Genomic DNA, 277 nt, shown 5'->3' on the forward strand with positions numbered 1-277 from the left:
GCCCCTTCCCCGGCGCGCATTTTCACCAGCGCGCGCAAGGCCGCATCGAGCCCGGCCAGCATGGCCTCCTGCCGGGCCCCCGCGTCGTCCGGGCTTTCCTCGGCCTCCACGACTTCGAGCACGCCGCGGATGCCGAGCAGGGCTTCCGCCTGCGGCGGCCCGCTCGCCGGCATGCGCGCGCGGACAGCGTCGAGCGCGGCCAGGGCTTGCGCGAGAGCGGGCTCGTTGAGACGGATCTGGGTCACGCCTTCGCTACGTTTGACCGAGAGATTGACGG

The 277-nt window shown here is 72.9% G+C and carries 1 protein-coding gene; it reads right to left on the bottom strand.

Going from position 1 to position 277, the window contains the following annotated elements:
- Nucleotides 1-277 (bottom strand): YicC/YloC family endoribonuclease (locus ACZ3HH_RS29805; RefSeq protein WP_465810146.1); only part of this gene is annotated, 277 nt, incomplete at both ends.

Source organism: Pseudomonas sp. PME37.24/025 (assembly GCF_055556615.1).